At 46.6% G+C, this 13,788-nt stretch carries 14 protein-coding genes and 1 other annotated feature; of the genes, 6 read left to right on the top strand and 8 right to left on the bottom strand.

What is annotated here, in order from left to right:
• Positions 1-17: 17 nt before the first annotated feature.
• Positions 18-412 (top strand) — a sequence feature (23S ribosomal RNA rRNA prediction is too short).
• Between the two features lie 429 nt (positions 413-841).
• The 6 genes from Q0372_RS07765 to Q0372_RS07740 all read right to left on the bottom strand — a co-directional run bounded on the left by Q0372_RS07765 (position 842) and on the right by Q0372_RS07740 (position 7,756).
• Positions 842-1,960, bottom strand: a complete 1,119-nt coding sequence (locus tag Q0372_RS07765) for a HAMP domain-containing sensor histidine kinase (protein WP_298104594.1) — start codon at positions 1,958-1,960, stop codon at positions 842-844.
• Entirely contained in the window at positions 1,953-2,606 is a 654-nt protein-coding gene (locus Q0372_RS07760; RefSeq protein WP_298104591.1) for a response regulator transcription factor, read from the bottom strand. The genes Q0372_RS07765 and Q0372_RS07760 overlap by 8 nt, the downstream gene beginning before the upstream one ends.
• Positions 2,607-2,632: 26 nt before the next feature.
• A complete protein-coding gene (nrfD, locus tag Q0372_RS07755; protein WP_298104588.1) occupies positions 2,633-3,604 on the bottom strand; it encodes an NrfD/PsrC family molybdoenzyme membrane anchor subunit in 972 nt (323 codons plus the stop codon).
• Positions 3,597-4,163, bottom strand: coding sequence for a 4Fe-4S dicluster domain-containing protein (locus tag Q0372_RS07750; protein WP_298104584.1), 567 nt, complete (start codon positions 4,161-4,163; stop codon positions 3,597-3,599). Before Q0372_RS07750 ends, nrfD begins: the two co-directional genes overlap by 8 nt.
• A gap of 10 nt (positions 4,164-4,173) precedes the next feature.
• Entirely contained in the window at positions 4,174-6,438 is a 2,265-nt protein-coding gene (gene phsA, locus Q0372_RS07745; RefSeq protein ID WP_298104581.1) for a thiosulfate reductase PhsA, read from the bottom strand.
• Between the two features lie 85 nt (positions 6,439-6,523).
• A complete protein-coding gene (locus Q0372_RS07740) occupies positions 6,524-7,756 on the bottom strand; it encodes an MFS transporter (RefSeq protein ID WP_298104578.1) in 1,233 nt (410 codons plus the stop codon).
• A 156-nt stretch (positions 7,757-7,912) separates the two neighbouring features.
• On the opposite strand from Q0372_RS07740, the gene Q0372_RS07735 reads away from it, so the two are divergent.
• Positions 7,913-8,479 carry a PAS domain-containing protein gene (locus tag Q0372_RS07735; RefSeq protein WP_297904625.1) on the top strand — a complete coding sequence of 189 codons (567 nt, stop codon included), beginning with the start codon at positions 7,913-7,915 and terminating at the stop codon, positions 8,477-8,479.
• 169 nt (positions 8,480-8,648) lie between these two features.
• On the opposite strand, the gene recO is transcribed toward Q0372_RS07735, so the two are convergent.
• Positions 8,649-9,263, bottom strand: a complete 615-nt coding sequence (recO, locus tag Q0372_RS07730; RefSeq protein ID WP_298104575.1) for a recombination protein RecO — start codon at positions 9,261-9,263, stop codon at positions 8,649-8,651.
• Positions 9,264-9,356: 93 nt separating this feature from the next.
• Here recO and accD point away from each other — a divergent pair, with 93 nt between their 5' ends.
• From accD to Q0372_RS07705, 5 genes are all read left to right on the top strand, one after another.
• Positions 9,357-10,256 (top strand): acetyl-CoA carboxylase, carboxyltransferase subunit beta, encoded by a 900-nt coding sequence (gene accD / locus Q0372_RS07725; RefSeq protein WP_005872426.1) that lies wholly within the window; start codon positions 9,357-9,359, stop codon positions 10,254-10,256.
• Positions 10,256-10,708, top strand: a complete 453-nt coding sequence (locus tag Q0372_RS07720; RefSeq protein ID WP_298104569.1) for a 23S rRNA (pseudouridine(1915)-N(3))-methyltransferase RlmH — start codon at positions 10,256-10,258, stop codon at positions 10,706-10,708. Before accD ends, Q0372_RS07720 begins: the two co-directional genes overlap by 1 nt.
• 9 nt (positions 10,709-10,717) lie before the next feature.
• Complete coding sequence (gene dksA / locus Q0372_RS07715; protein ID WP_005872423.1) at positions 10,718-11,074, top strand: RNA polymerase-binding protein DksA; 357 nt, start codon at positions 10,718-10,720, stop codon at positions 11,072-11,074.
• A 2-nt stretch (positions 11,075-11,076) separates the two neighbouring features.
• Entirely contained in the window at positions 11,077-12,078 is a 1,002-nt protein-coding gene (locus tag Q0372_RS07710; protein WP_297904636.1) for a LapA family protein, read from the top strand.
• Between the two features lie 544 nt (positions 12,079-12,622).
• Positions 12,623-13,546 (top strand): tRNA-dihydrouridine synthase, encoded by a 924-nt coding sequence (locus Q0372_RS07705; protein ID WP_298104597.1) that lies wholly within the window; start codon positions 12,623-12,625, stop codon positions 13,544-13,546.
• Here Q0372_RS07705 and Q0372_RS07700 read toward each other — a convergent pair.
• A partial coding sequence (locus tag Q0372_RS07700) for a hypothetical protein (RefSeq protein ID WP_298104567.1) occupies positions 13,523-13,788 on the bottom strand: 266 nt, incomplete at its 5' end. The genes Q0372_RS07705 and Q0372_RS07700 overlap by 24 nt on opposite strands.

Here is a 13,788-nt window from a genome sequence, read left to right as displayed (position 1 = left end):
TGCCTTGGCTCACAGAGGCGATGAAGGACGTGATAAGCTGCGATAAGCTGCGTGTAGGTGCAAATAACCTTTGATGCGCGGATTTCCGAATGGGACAACCCACCTGTCTGAAGGACAGGTATCACTAATTATTTAGTGAGGCGAACCGGGGGAACTGAAACATCTTAGTACCCCGAGGAATAGAAAATAAACGAATGATTCCCTTAGTAGTGGCGAGCGAAAGGGGAGGAGCCCAAACCGTTGTCGTGGTAACGCGATAGCGGGGTTGTAGGACCGCGTTGTTGTACTTTTATCGTGAGAAGAATCCATTGGAAAGTATAAATTTATCGAATTGGTTTGAAATATTAAAAACGCATCATGATAATAATGAGACGTTTGAGGAAATTTTTATGAATAAATTAAAGGCTAAAAAAACCGACCCAAAGAAATATATAAAGATAAATTTAAATGATATGAGTGCCGGGTTTGATAGACCGATAATTATTCTAGACGGCGCTTACAAAGGACCAAATATTCATATATTGTTAGATAAGTTTGTTTTAATTTATAAAAATTATATACAACGCAATCATTCCGAATACCTATTTGATAGAATGAATTTTTCTGAAAAGATCAAGGAATATTACCAGGAGAGAAACAAGGCGTCGTTTGATATAAAACAGGGTTTTGAGCTAGACAACTGCGGAAATCTAAATTATCCATTAGAAGAATATTATTTAGGCAGTAGAGAGGCAAAAGGCGGCTGAAAATCCGAGCTAAAACAAAATTTTAAAAAGCTCGATAGCTGCACAAATTTTACTTTTAAAATTTTAAAATTTGCGTTTAAATTTAACGTGCCGTTTTAATCCAAAAGTTTCTGCTTAAACAGCGGGATTTTGTAGCAAAAGGTGCTGCCCTCACCGAGTTTCGAGCTGACGCTTTTTGCGATGCCGTAGCGCTTGCAAATTTTATCGATTATGTTTAGCCCGAGACCGAATCCGCCAAGAGCCGCGTTTTCGCGCGAGTATCTCTCCCAGATCGCGCTCGTATCCTTTATGCCGATGCCGAAATCCTGTACGCTAAAGACTGCTATGCTCACCCCCTTTTCCAGCCCGATGATGATCTTGCCGCCGGGGCGCGAGTATTTTATGGCGTTACTTAGGGTGTTGTCGATGAGGCGCATTAGCGAGGTTTCATCCATAAAAACGCTCACGTCGGGCGCTATTCGCGATTGCAGGCTTATGTTTTTGCTTTTTGCGACCAGATAGATGAAATTTATCCTAGCGCCCAAAAACTCGCTCATATCGATGCGGCGGCTTTTTAAGCTCATCTTGCCGCTTTTGATGAAGTACTCTACATCCTCGTAAGTAATTACCATCTGCTTGAGTGCGGATTTGATACGCGCAGTGTGTTTGTCGCGCAGCCCAAGCATCTCGGTATTAATGAGCGCGACGCCCAGAGGGGTCTTTAGCTCATGCATCGCGTCGTTGAAAAACGCCTTGATGAGGTTGCTTTGCTGCGCGTAGAAATTTTTAATGATTTTGTAGTTAAACAGCGCGATGATGAGCGCTACGAAAATCGTGATAAAGATCGTAGAGATCGCGATAAATTCTATCTTGGCGTAGCTTATCTTTTTTGAGATGACGAAAAAATATAGCTTGCCCTCATGAAGAAAATGGCGTTTGAAAAACACTCGCCCGCCGAATTTCAGCGTGATAAACGCAAAATCGGGCGGCTGCACGCTTAGGTTTGATCTTAAAATTTCGCCGTTTGCGTTTAGGATCGCGTAGTCGTAGATGAGCTCGTCTTTTAGATCGGGATACGCGCCGGCTAGAGCTTCGCCACTTTTTTGTATCAGCTCGGCGACGTCGGCGCTCTCCTCGATTTTGGAGTTTAAATAGATGATATAAAGGCTCTCGCTTATAAAGGCGCCGATGATGAAAATCGCGCTAAAAAGCGTAAATTTAAACCCTTTAAGCATTGATCTTATATCCGAGTCCGCGGCTAGAGAGGATGAAATCGTTGCTAGTTTTGGAGCGGAGGTTGCTGATATGCACGCGCACATCGACGCTGCCCGCCTCGCCGTCCCACACGTCGGCGATGAGCTCATCGACGCTAACGAATCTTTTGATATTGGCGAGCAGAAATTCTATAATTTTGATCTCTTTGGCGCTTAGCGATATCTCTTCGTCCGCGCGTTTTAAAATTTTTAAATTTGCGAAGTAGTGAAATTTATCCGCGATCTTGACGGCGCCCTTTTCGTCGCCGAAGTACTTTCGCATCAGCTCGCTTACTCTAAATTTAAGCTCGGCTAGGTGGAAGGGCTTTTTTAGGTATTCGTTGCAGCCAAGCTCGTAGCACTGGCTCAAATCGTCGATGTCGCCGAGCGAGGTCATCATCATCACGGGAGTGTTAAGGCCGAGGCTTCGTGCATATCTAAGCACCTCTTCGCCCGAGACCTCCGGCACTTTGATGTCTAAAATCAGCAGATGGTAGGCGCTCCCGGCGATCTTATCGCAGGCTGCGTCGCCGCTAGAGCATTCGTCCACCTCGTAGCCAAGCTCCTGCAGATACTCGCTTACGCTGCTTCTGTATTCAAAATCGTCTTCTAAAAGTAAAATTTTCAAACCCACTCCCTAGATCGGGAGCGAGGCTACGCTCCCGTACAAATTTGCCCCGCATATACGATATAGTAGCGAAGCAGGACCACGCCGCAAAGCACGACGAAGGAATTTAAAACTATAAACGCAGGCTTGTAGGCGTGGTTTTTCAGCGCCGTAAAGGCGATGATGATCGGAGCGATGAGCCCCGTGCCCAAAACGCCGATCCAGAAAATTTTACCGTAAACCTCGTGCGTCAAAGCCTGCTGTGCCGCAAGCGCGCTAGTGCCACCCTCGAAATACATCCCGACAAATAGAATGAACAAAAGCGGAATCTCAAAAAGTATCGCGCGCAGATCAAGCACCAAAAGGTATTTTATGCTATCTTTGTTTAACGAGCCTTTAAAAAATAGAAGTCCAACTAAAATGCTCGCCGCGATGCCGCTGGAAAAGCCGGATAGCAAAAATAAAATCGGCAGCACCGGAGTATTCCAAAGCGGAATTTTCATCACCGCGCTTAGTAAAAAGCCCGTGTATGCGCCCACGCAAAGAGCAAGGATAAACAAAACCCGCTCGAAGAGTTTGGAAGCTTTGGCAAACGAGCTTAGTAAATTTACGATAGGTCGCAGAAAGGCGAGCAGTTTAAATTTGCAAATTTCCTCGCCGAAGACGCATAGCGCAAATACAAAACTAAGCGGCACGTAGATTAAAAGCGCTGCCACGCCGAGGCTCATCACCGAGCCGAAGTTAAATTTGATCAGCAAAAGATAAAAGCTAAGTGGCTTGCCCAGATCAAAGATCAAAAGCAAAAGCCCCGCGCAGATCGTAAGCGGCGCCGTGATCGCGCCCGCTCTAATCATCGCATCCCAGATGGAATTTTGCTCGCTTTCGTGGCGGTTCCATTTGACTAAAAGTGCCACCATCGTCGCTCCTGCGCTAAGACCCGCCAAAAATAGATAGATCGCAATCGGCCAAGGCCAGTAAATTTCAGAATATTGGCTCATATCGCCCCACATATTATTCATAGCGTCCTCCTTTTTTGTTTTTGATATTCGCTAGGCGCGGTTTGGTGTTTAGATACGCTTTCGGATATTCTACGCTCGTTTTGGCTAGCAGCCTGCTTACCTCGGAATTTACGTCATTTACGTCGCCGAAAGTTAAAGCATCTGTTGGGCACACGCTTACGCAGGCAGGCTGCAAGCCTTTGCTGGTGCGGTTCGTGTAGCAAAAGGTGCATTTGCCGATAGCGTGCGTGATAGGATCGACAAATCTAGCGTCGTAAGGACAGGCTAGGATGCAGTATTTGCAGCTGACGCAAAGCCTCTCGTCTATGAGCGTTACGCCGTCTTTGGTTTTAAAGCTCGCTCCCGTAGGGCAGACGTCCACGCAGGGGCTATCCTCGCACATAACGCAGCTGGCTCGCGAATAATCGAGCTTTAAGCTTGGAAAAACGCCGCTTGTTTTGCCGTGCACCTGCAGTCTATAAACGCCGCTAGGCACGCCGTTTTCGTTCCTGCACGCGACCGAACAGGCTTGGCAACCTATACATAAATTTTCGTCGTGAATCATTATGAGTTTTTTCATAACCGCTCCCTTAAATTTTAACTATATCGACGCCGACGTTGGTTACCATCGTGCTTACCACAGGACCCGCAGCGGGATCGAGAAGGACGCTTTGGTTCGTGCCTATGCCGTTCGTGCGCTTTAGCCCCGGGCTTACGTGCCCAAAGCCGTGGTATAAAAATAGGCAATCGTCCCTGATGCCTTGCGTGACGAAAATTTTAGCTTTTTGCTCGCCGAATTTATTTTTGAGCTTCACGACGTCGCCCGTCTTTAGCCCCTCCGCTTTTGCAGAAGCGGGGCTGATCCAAACCGGCGATTCGCTCATCATATCGTTTAAAATTTTGACATTTTGAGTGTGGCCGTTGGTGTGAAGCGCGGTCTTGCCGGTCATTAGGCAGTATTTGTGCCCGCCGAATACGTCCATACCCTCGGTGTTTAAGCAGCCGTATCCTGCGAAAAGCTCCTCCACTTTCGGCGCGAAAAGCTCGATCTTGCCGCTCGGGGTTTTAAATTTCATCTGCGAGCTCATCTCGCCGTTTTCGTCCACGAACTCCGCCGCGGCAGGATATTTATCGATAAATTTAGCCACGAGCTTCGGCTCTCGGTAGTATAGCTTCGGCACCTTGTAGCTTACGTAGCCGTTTTTGATTAAATTTACGATCAGCTCGGCGTTGCCTTTGGCTTGCTGCATGCGGTATTCGTCGATGTTGTTCCAGGTGTAGTCTTTATCGATCTTCATCACCCTCGCAAGCTCTCTAAAAATTTCATAGCCGCACTTCGTATCGCCCACCGGCTCGACGGCCTTGTTTCGCATCACAAATCCAGGCGCGGTGCCACCTTTGTTTTGAATCGACTCGTCGCGCTCCAAATACGTGGATTCGGGCAAGATCACGTCGGCTAAGCACGCGAAGTCGCTCATATATACGTCGATTGCGAGCACGAAGTCTAGCTTTTTGATCGCCTCTACGCTCTTATCCACGCCCGCAACGTTGATGAGGTGGTTAAAGCGCGTGCTGACCCAGCCTTTTACAGGGTAAGGCTTTTCGCTTAAAATCGTAGGCGCGATCTGCATCAAAACGCCGTGTTTGCGCGGCACGAAGAAATTTTCGCTACCTTCTTCGCCACAGCCGTCGATGCGCGCGGTCTTTGGAATTTTAAACTCCTTATCGGGGTTTGAGATGGTAGGGAATAGATCCTCTTTGCAAAGCGCGTTGAAGGTTTTGGAATCTTTAGAGAAGTAAATTCCGCCCTTTTTCTCGACGTTTCCCATCAGCGCGTTTGCGATTGCGATGGCGCGCGTGCGGACGTATTCGGCTTTAGCGGTCGTGGTTTTATGACCCCAGTCGATTACGACTGCGGGAGCCGCAGCGTAAATTTCATTTGCGATACGCTCTACCTTGTCTGCTTTGATGCCTGTGATAGCCTCCTGCCAAAGCGGCGTCGTATCCTTAACGGACTGCCTTAGCTCCTCCAGCCCCACGGCGTATTGTTCGATAAATTTTTTGTCGTATTTGTTATCGCGCAGCCAGACGTGAATCAGCGCCATTAAAAACGCCGCGTCGGTTCCCGGCTTTATCGGCAGCCACTCGTCGGCTTTAGAAGCTACGACGCTAAAGCGTGGATCGAGTACCAAAAGCTTTACGTCCTCTCTGCTCGCGGCTTTTGCGAGCTTTTTGGTTTTTGAGATATCGATGCCTTCAAAGAGATTGTGGCCGAAATTTACGATATATTTTGCGTCGCCGTAGTCTCTTTGCATATTAGCGCCGAAAGTGTGCGGCACGGCGATATTGTAGGTGACCGGGCAACAGGACCAGTGCGAGTAGATGTTCGGGCTGCCGTAGGCACAGGCGAAATTCATCATCTGAGTGTGGTGTTCGCCCGTTTTGGAAGTAAAAACTACGCTTTGCGGGCCGTATTTTTGCGAAATCTCGTCTAGCCTCTGCGCGCAAATTTTAAGCGCCTCGTCCCAGCTCGCCTCTCTAAATTTGCCCTCGCCGCGCTCGCCTACGCGAATGAGCGGCTTAATGAGCCTTTGATCGTCGTAGAGCTGATTGATGCCCGCTCCGCCGCGAGCGCAGACGGAGGTTTTGTTTGCAAACCTGTGGTTGCCCTCGATTAAAGCGCCGCGGCCGTCTTTGACGGTCACCTCGATAGGACAGCGCGAGGAGCACATCTCGCAGACGCTGGCGACTTTCTTTTCCGTCCCGCCTGTAACTGCGCTAGCGTTTAAATTTAGATTTAACGTCGCTAGCGTGCCGATCGCGGCGGTGCTTTTTAAGAAATTTCGTCTATTCATAAAAACTCCTTACCTTTAAGTTTCGGTAGGAATTCTAAGGCCTCATCGTAAAAATAAGGTTAATTTTGATAATGCAGCTTTTGGCTTAGACTTTATCTCGAAAGATAAAATGCGTCCTGCGCCGTATTTTAAAGCCGTAAAATAGCGCCAGCAGTAGCAAAATGCTAATTGCGCCGCAGATCGCAAGGGCTACGCGAGCGCCTAATAACTCGGTAAAAAAGCCCGATATGAGCGCTCCAAACGGCGTACTACCTATTAGAAATAGCGCGTATAAACTAAGCACGCGCCCGCGAAATTCGTTGCTTACGTGCATCTGCACGGTGGAGTTGATGCTTGAGTTTGTGATTACGAAAAGAAATCCAGTTACGGCAAGCCCTACCGCAGCCCATGCGAAGGAATTCGCAGCCCCAGTAAGAGCTAAGCTTGCCCCCATAGCGATCGCGCACGATCTGATTTTGCGGATGCCAAGTTTATCAAAAACTGCTACGAAAAGCGCGCCGCAAAAGGCTCCCACGCCTAGAGCCGACATCAAATATCCAAAGCTTCGCTCATCCGCACCCAGGCTAAGCTTAACGAGTGCCGAGATCGTTACATTATAATTTGGCACCAGCGTCGCTACTATAAGCACTATTATCATTAGCTCGCTTAGGGTTTTTTTGTGCGATACATACGAAATTCCAGCACCGATCGAGGCAAAAACGCCCCCGCTTCTGCTAGATAGCGCAGTAACGGATGTCGGAATTTTTATGAAAAACAGCGAAACGATGATGCCTAAAAAGCTAAGTGCATTGAATAAAAAGCAAAAGCCTACGCCCCACAGCGCCATCACGATCCCCGCAAGTGCGGGCCCTGCGATACGAGCGACGTTGAAGGACATAGAATTTAACGCTATGGCGTTGGCTAGATCGCGGGGTGAGTCGATGAGGTCTTTTACCATCGACTGACGACTCGGGGCGTCCATGCTGGTAAAGATGCCGCTTGCAAAAGCGCAAAATAAAATTTTGCCGAAAGAATATAGCTCGCAAAAGCTCATAACCGCGAAAATTGAGGCAGTCACCGCCATGCCTATTTGAGCGAGCAAAAGGATCTTTTTGCGATTAAACTTATCGAGCAGCACACCGGAAAACGGCGTGAAAAGTAGCGCGGGCAAGAACCTCGCCGCAGCTACGAGGCTGACCTTAAAAGCGTCTGCGGTGATGCTTAGCACTAGCCACGGCAGCGCGACGCTTTGCATCCACGATCCGATCAGCGAGAGGTTCATCCCGATCCAATAAATTCTAAAATTTGAGTATTTAAGCGATAGGAAGGGATTTTTCAACGCGCCGCCTTTTGAAATTTTGATTTGAGATTATACATTAAATTTTAAAAATTCACTTAAAGATTTAACATTTATAAAAATTTAACGAAAATTTAATATTTCTGAAAAGAAAAATTTTATATACTCTGCAATAAATTTTTAAGCAAAGGATTAAAAATGCAAAGACCAACTCCGATTAATCAGGAAATCAAACTAGATGAGAAGCGCTATATAGTTTCCAAAACCGATCCGAAGGGCATTATCACGTTTGCAAATCCATATTTTTGTATGATTTGCGGCTATAGTGAGCTTGAGCTCTTGGGGCAGCCGCATAACATCATACGACATCCGGATATGCCGCGCATAGCGTTTAAGCTTATGTGGGATACGATACAGCAGGGCAAGGATTTTACCGCCGTGGTTAAAAATTTAGCCAAAGACGGGCGCTTTTATTGGGTCATTACGGAATTTACTTCTAAAAAAGACCCTGTAACAGGGCAGATCACCGAATACACGGCATTTCGCAAGGCTCCACCAAGATCCACTATCGAAACTATAGAGCCAATTTATAGGGCGCTACTGGATGCTGAAAGAAACGGCGGTATGCAGGCTAGCCAAAAGGCGCTCGTGGACTTTTTAAAAAGCAAAGGCGAGACCTATGAGAGCTGGATCGCAAAGGTTTCAGGCAAATCAAATCCGCTCACCGCAATGTTTTTTAAGGCGATGAAAAAGCTTTTTAGCTAGTCCAGTTAAAATTTAATGCAAACCCCGCGCAATGCGATTGTTTGGCTTTGCGCGAGAAAAGGCAGATAAAGTACAAAACCGCCCGTTCATAAAATTTTGAAATTCTGCTGAATTTTAAAATTTAGCGCCCAAGCTTTGAAATTTTACGTCTGCACCAAATGCGCCGCGCTTAAAGCCCCTCAAGCGTTATATCATAAAGCCTCTCAACTGTTTCGTCGTTTAAATTTAGCGTCTTTTTGCTTCGTAAAAATTCTAAAATTTCATCCTGCGCAAAGCCCGCTCTTTGCGCGCAGCTCTCGTGCGCAGGCAAAAAGCCGCGGCACAGCGCGATATTTTCTAAAATTTCTTCGTCGCATAAAAAACAATACGGCTCGTCGTGCAACCGCCCCTCAAATTTTAAAATTTCGGCGTAGCTTTCTACGATTATACGGCGCGGATTTTGTTTTCCGAAGTGCGCAGCAGCTCGGTTTAGCAGCTCGTAATAGAATTTATCCAGATGCTCGGCATCTTTTAGATGCGCGTGCAAAAGCCGCATAAACTGCTGCCAAAACAAAAGCTTCTCGCGGTTTCCGAGCCACGAGTATCCCAGATGCATCACGCCGCTAAGGCGCGGGAGGAAGTTTTGATTTTGCGAGAGCTCGAAGTCGATCTTATAGCCCTGGATGATGTTTGAATGGCGCGCGCCGTAAAAGCGGTACGCACGCACGAGCGCACTTTCGCTTAGCACGTCTACGATGCAGTCCTCATCCCTAACCTTGGTCGTTTTTAATATAAATCCTTGCATTTTCCTATTTTAGCGAAATTCACATATAAATTTAAATAAAGAATTTTAGGTTATAATCAGAAGTTTCATTTCATAGAATTTAAAGGAAATCATATGAATTTTGGAGATCTATTTTCAAAAATACGTAGGACGCAACCTGCGCCGAGTGAAGCTCCTACGCACTGGATAAAGTGCCCGGGATGCGGCGCACTGATGTATAGCAAAGAGGTCGAGCAAAATCATAGCGTTTGCCCCAAGTGTAACTATCACCTTCGTTTTGACGCGCAAGCTCGTATCGATCTGATCTGCGACGAAGGCTCTTTCGTGGAGTACGATCAAAATTTACAACCCGTCGATCCACTAAAATTCGTCGATAAAAAATCCTACAAAAAGCGCATCTCCGAGAGCAAGGAAAAAACAGGCAGGTTCAGCGCGGTGATCGCAGGCGAGGGCGCTATAAGTCGCCAAAAAATTCAGCTCGTGGTGTTTGATTTTAACTTCATGGGCGGAAGCCTGGGCTCCGTGGAGGGCGAAAAGATCGTGCGTGCCGTAAAGCGTAGCCTCGATAAAAACGAGCCGCTAATCATCGTAAGCGCAAGCGGCGGCGCGAGGATGCAAGAAAGCACCTTTTCGCTGATGCAGATGAGTAAAACCTCTGCCGCGCTTAAAATTTTATCCGAGCATAAAATTCCTTTCATCTCCGTTCTTACCGATCCTACGATGGGCGGCGTAAGCGCGTCATTTGCGTGGCTGGGAGATATCATCATCGCAGAGCCCGGCGCTCTTATCGGCTTCGCCGGACAGCGCGTCATCAAGCAAACTATAGGCGCAGATCTGCCGGAGGGCTTTCAAAGATCGGAATTTCTGCTCGAGCATGGATTAATTGATGCGATCGTGCCTAGAGCTGAGATGAGGCAGTATCTAAGCGATATAATCAACGTGCTGAGCAAAAATGCCGTGCAGATTGACGACACGAGCGATAAGTCGCTACACGAAGAGGGAAGCGAAGAGTAGTGCAGATAACGGTAAATTCCATCCAAAAGGGCGCGGACGAGTTCGCAGGCGCGATAAGTGATTATAAAAAAATGGCGGCTAAATTTGCCGCGGTGCGAGATGCGACGTTTTTTAATGCTAATATCGCTCGCGCCCAAAGCACATCTGCCGAGCTAGCGCTTAAGGCGTATGATGAAGCTTATCTACCGCGCCTTAGCGGATACGTCGTAGCTTTGGATGAGCGCGGGCAGGAGCTAGATAGCATGGAATTTGCGAGTATGCTAAAGGATAAAAGCGCCGTGTCATTTTTCATCGGTGGCGCTTATGGGCTTAGTGAAAATTTTAAGGCAAAAGCCGATAAAATAATCAGTCTTAGCAGGCTTACGTTAGCGCACAAAATCGCTAAACTTTTGCTCTTTGAGCAAATTTTTCGCGCATTGTGCATTAACGCAAACCATCCATATCACAAATAAAGGGAAAGAATGAAGAAAAACGAGTTGAAATTTTACAAGAAAATTTTAGAAGAAAAAAGAGAGCAACTCATCGCCAATATCAATAGCTCTGTAAATGAAATTTCGGAATTGCGCGAAAATAAAGCTGCGGATGATTTTGACGTAGCGAGCATGAATACGGATTTAAGCATCGAATACTCGCTCAATGTTAATCAACAAAAGGCGTTTTTAGAGATTGAAAGCGCGCTTAAACGCATCGAAAACGGCACTTATGGGCTTTGCGAGAGCTGCGGCGAGCAGATAAGCTTAGAGCGTCTTAAGGTAAATCCGGAGGCGAGATTGTGCATTTCGTGCAAGGAACAGGCGGAAAAGCAAAATAGGAGTTAGCTATGAAAACCAAGCAATTCTTTTTATATTCGATCGTCTATATCGCAATCGTCGCGATTTTAGTTTTTACGCAGCAAAGCAGTAGCTATACGCTGGGGCTTTTCGGTTTTACGCTTACGCTTCCTGTGGCAGTGTGGATCGTACTGCCGCTAATTTTATATATGATTTTAGCGATTTTTCATATCGTTTTTCACAGCTTTGCGTTTTATCGCACAAAAAGGGCGATCGCAAAGGATCTAAGCGCATATGATGCGATGAGTAAAGAGGTTTTGCTGGGTCTTGATACCAATAAAGACTTTAAAACCGAGTATTTTAAAGACCCGAGCGAGCTTACTAAAATTTTATCTCCGTGGTACGATAGCACCGGTATAGATGTCAAAAATGAGGATCTAAAAGAGGTCATAGGCGTTATCGAGAAGGTTAAAAACGGCGAAGTGGCGGATCTGCGAAAATATAAACTCCCTAAAGATAACGGGCTATTTTTGCAAAACGAACTCAACCGCCTCGACGCCGAGCCTGCGTATGCGTATGAAATTTTAAAAACCAAGGGCGTTTATAGCGAAAATATCACTAAAAAAGCCTATGCCGTAGCGCTTGCCAAAGGAAGCTACGATAAGATCAAAGCCTATAAAATTCCTCAAGATATAGCCGAGGTAAATATTTTAGTGGATCGCGCGGTAAATGACACGAGCTTTGAGATCAGTAGCGAGGAGCTTTTCGATCTCGTAAATAATGAAAAATTTAGCGAGCAGGATTTTATCGGCTTTGCCAAAAAGCTAAAAAATCATCTCGCTCCAGAGCAATACAAAGCCTTTTTCGAGCGGCTCAAAAACGAGAATCAAGAAGCGACCGAGGCATATCTGTACGCGCTATATGAGCTTGGCATGATCGACGAGTTTAGAGAGCAGCTAAGTCTTGCCGATGGCGACGAGTTTGAGAAGTTTAAAATTCTGCTATTTTTGCGAGACAACGGCAAAAACGTCCCTGCGTCGCTGCTATTTTAGCTCGGTAATTTTACGAGCTAGTTTTATGCGCGGGTAAGAGAGATTGCTTTTAAGTTCTTTGTGGCTATTAAACACAGCCTGCGCGATAAAATTTAAAGTGCGGATAAAATTTTAACTCGCGCAAATTTGAAATTTCAAAATTTGTCGAAAGATCAATGCGCGCAAGCGGTAAAATTTAAAAGATTTGTTTGCGTAGTGTGCGCGTAAACGGATTTTGCATTTACGCGATGAAATTTAAAATTTAAACGCAAAGCGCAAGACTTGCTAGCCGAATAAAGTGATGAAATTTTAAAATTTCATTCGGCGTTTTGCAAGCTGCTTGCTGGGTTTGCCGTGCAAATAAAATTGGCGGCGATCATCATTGCTGCCGTTTTTGCCACCATACAAATTAGCCAAGCTTAAAAATAAAATTCGCGCCTAAATGCGAATGCGTAGCCTATGAAATTTAAAATTTTAAAGCTCGCGGCAAAACCCGCTGCAAGCGTTGCGGCGTTAAATTTAAAGGTTTAAATTCAAACGAAATCAAAATAAGAAATTTAAAATGATGGAAGATTTTTTTAAAAGAGACCCTCTATTTTTGGCGCCTTTGGCGGGCTTTTCAGATCCACCGCTACGGGGCGTAGTGAAAAAATTCGGCTGCGACGCGACCGTAAGCGAGATGATAAGCGCAAATGCCCTTGTTTTCGAGGGCGAAAAGACGCTAAAGATGCTCGAAAAAAACGCCGCCGAAACCCCATTTTTCGTGCAGATCGCAGGCAGCGATGCGGAAATCATAAAAAAGGCGGTTTTGCTCATCAATAAATTTGACGGCATCGACGGCATCGATCTAAACTGCGGCTGCCCCGTTCCCAAGGTCGTAAAGCAGGGCGCTGGCTCGGCGCTGCTGCTTGATCTGCCTCGTCTATCACGCCTGGTTGGGACAATCAAAAAGTATTCGAATAAAAAATTTACGAGCGCGAAGGTACGGCTAGGCTTCGGCACCGTGGATATCGAAAATATCGCTCGCGCCGTACAAAGCGCAGGAGCCGATTTTATCGCGATTCATGGTCGCACCAGAGCGGGCGGATACAGCGCGGCGGTGGATTACGGCGCGATCGCAAGAGCTAAGCGCGCGCTGCAAATCCCAGTGATCGCAAACGGCGACATAAACTCCGCCAATGCGCTAGCGGTGCGAGATCTTAGCGGCGCAGACGCGCTGATGATCGGTCGCGCGGTAATCGGCAGGCCGTGGATCTTTCGCGAGATCAAAACGGGCGAGCGGGCAAGCGACGCGCTAAAAAAAGAGGTTGTGCTCTATCATTTCGCTCAAATGCTCTGCCATTACGGCGAGCACGGCGTAGCGATATTTCGCAAGCATCTGCACGAATACTCCAAGGGGCGCGAAAATGCCGCAAGCTTTCGCGAGCAGATCAACCACGTCGCCACCGAGAGCGAAATGACTCGGCTAATCGAGGAATTTTTTAGCTAAATTTAGAATTTTAGGAGCCCAGATGATTATTTTAAAAATTATAGCCTGCGCGTTTTCGATGAGTTTTTGCTTGATGAATATTTCGAGCTTGGGTGATTTTGTGGTATGGCGGATTTTTGACACGTCTAGCGTCTGGGATGACGATCCCATAGAATGGCTACAGCAGAAGTGCGTATATTTCATATTTTTGTGGATATCTTTTTGCGGGGTTTGCGCGGTGCTTGCCGTAAAGTTAAAGGATT

This window comes from uncultured Campylobacter sp., assembly GCF_937997405.1.
Classification (GTDB): Bacteria; Campylobacterota; Campylobacteria; order Campylobacterales; family Campylobacteraceae; genus Campylobacter_B.
The sequence above is the reverse complement of the archived record's forward strand: the minus strand, read 5'-3'. Positions and strand labels throughout refer to the sequence as shown.

Bases quoted from the DNA above. Each gene is read 5' to 3' on its own strand.
- Q0372_RS07765 (WP_298104594.1), bottom strand. From the start codon at position 1,960: ATGCTTAAAGGGTTTAAATTTACGCTTTTTAGCGCGATTTTCATCATC.
- nrfD (WP_298104588.1), bottom strand. From the start codon at position 3,604: ATGAATAATATGTGGGGCGATATGAGCCAATATTCTGAAATTTACTGG.
- Q0372_RS07750 (WP_298104584.1), bottom strand. From the start codon at position 4,163: ATGAAAAAACTCATAATGATTCACGACGAAAATTTATGTATAGGTTGC.
- phsA (WP_298104581.1), bottom strand. From the start codon at position 6,438: ATGAATAGACGAAATTTCTTAAAAAGCACCGCCGCGATCGGCACGCTA.
- Q0372_RS07735 (WP_297904625.1), top strand. From the start codon at position 7,913: ATGCAAAGACCAACTCCGATTAATCAGGAAATCAAACTAGATGAGAAG.
- recO (WP_298104575.1), bottom strand. From the start codon at position 9,263: ATGCAAGGATTTATATTAAAAACGACCAAGGTTAGGGATGAGGACTGC.
- accD (WP_005872426.1), top strand. From the start codon at position 9,357: ATGAATTTTGGAGATCTATTTTCAAAAATACGTAGGACGCAACCTGCG.
- dksA (WP_005872423.1), top strand. From the start codon at position 10,718: ATGAAGAAAAACGAGTTGAAATTTTACAAGAAAATTTTAGAAGAAAAA.
- Q0372_RS07710 (WP_297904636.1), top strand. From the start codon at position 11,077: ATGAAAACCAAGCAATTCTTTTTATATTCGATCGTCTATATCGCAATC.
- Q0372_RS07705 (WP_298104597.1), top strand. From the start codon at position 12,623: ATGGAAGATTTTTTTAAAAGAGACCCTCTATTTTTGGCGCCTTTGGCG.